Consider the following 1702-nt stretch of genomic DNA (forward strand, 5'->3'; position numbering starts at 1 on the left):
GAGGACACCTGGCTCGGCGACGAACGCTACATCGGCGAAGGCCAGATGGCCGAGGAAGTCGGCTCCACCGAAATGGGTCTCATCTACGTCAACCCCGAGGGACCCATGGGCAACCCGGATCCCAAACTGGCGGCAGCGTTCATCCGCGAAACCTTCAAGCGCATGGCGATGAACGACGAGGAGACCGTCGCGCTGATCGCGGGCGGCCACACCTTCGGCAAGACCCACGGTGCGGGCGACGCCGACGCGCACGTTGGCCCCGAGCCCGAGGGCGCCAACCTCGAGGCGCAGGGCCTGGGCTGGCTCAGCACGTACGAATCCGGCAAGGGTAAGGACACGATCACCTCCGGGCTGGAGGTCACATGGACCGACCGGCCCACTGAATGGAGCAACCGCTTCTTCGAGATCCTGTTCGAGCACGAATGGGAGCTCGTCAAGAGCCCCGCGGGCGCGCACCAGTGGGTGGCCAAGGAAGCCGAAAGGATCATCCCTGACGCACACGATCCGGAGAAGAAGCACCGGCCCACAATGCTCACCACGGACCTCTCTCTGCGCGTGGACCCGGTCTACGGGGAGATCTCGCGGCGCTTCCTGGAAAACCCGGACCAGTTCGCGCAGGCGTTTGCCAAGGCCTGGTACAAGTTGCTGCACCGCGACATGGGACCGGTGGGCCCGCACCTGCTGGGGCCGTGGGTCCCGGAGGCCCAGCTGTGGCAGGATCCCATCCCGGCGGTGGACCACGCGCTGATCGACGAACAGGACATCGCGTCGCTCAAGGCCCGGTTGCTGGACGCGGGTTTGTCCATCTCGCAGCTGGCCAGCACGGCCTGGGCCTCAGCCTCCACCTACCGCAAGACCGACAAGCGCGGCGGCGCCAACGGTGCCCGGATCCGGCTGGAACCCCAGCGCGGCTGGGAGGGCAACGAGCCCGAGCAATTGTCCGCTGTGCTGCAGGCGCTTGAAACGGTGCAGCAGCAGTTCAACGCCGCCCAGACCGGGGGCAAGAAAGTCTCGCTGGCAGACCTGATCGTCCTCGGCGGGTCGGCTGCAGTGGAGAAGGCCGCGCGGGACGCCGGGTTCCCCGTCACTGTGCCGTTCCGTCCGGGCCGCACCGATGCCGCGCAGGACCAGACCGACGTCGATTCCTTCGGGTACCTGCAGCCGCGGGCCGACGGGTTCCGCAACTATGTGCGCCCGGGTGGAAAGCTTCCCCCGGAGACGCTCCTGCTGGACAAGGCGTACCTGCTGGGCCTCTCCGCGCCGGAAATGACGGCGCTCGTAGGCGGCATGCGTGCCCTCGGCACCAACGTGGGCGGTACGGCACACGGCGTACTCACCGACCGGCCGCAGGTCCTCACGAACGACTTCTTCGTCAACCTGCTCTCGCCGGGCACCAAGTGGAAGGCCTCCGAGGGCGAAGAGAACGTCTACGAGATCACCGACGTCGCCACCGCCCAGCTGAAGTGGACCGCCACCCCGGTGGACCTGGTCTTCGGCTCCAACTCCCAACTCCGGGCTCTGTCCGAGGTCTACGCGAGCGATGACGGCAAGGAGAAGTTCGTCAACGACTTCGTGGCGGCCTGGGTGAAGGTCATGGAACTTGACCGCTTCGACCTGAAATGACTGAGAACCCGATTTTGCAGCGTCCATCTCTACGCCTGCGGCGTATGGAGAGATCATAGCCAGGTACTCGGAACGCCGT

Annotated in this window: 1 protein-coding gene; it reads left to right on the forward strand. The window is 66.3% G+C overall.

Annotated features, from left to right (window positions below; translation table 11 throughout):
• On the forward strand, positions 1-1623 hold a 1623-nt coding region (gene katG, locus DBR22_RS05280; RefSeq protein WP_108598112.1), incomplete at its 5' end, for a catalase/peroxidase HPI.
• Positions 1624-1702: the final 79 nt, after the last annotated feature.

It is taken from the genome of Arthrobacter sp. HMWF013 (assembly GCF_003061105.1).
Taxonomy (GTDB): domain Bacteria; phylum Actinomycetota; class Actinomycetes; order Actinomycetales; family Micrococcaceae; genus Arthrobacter.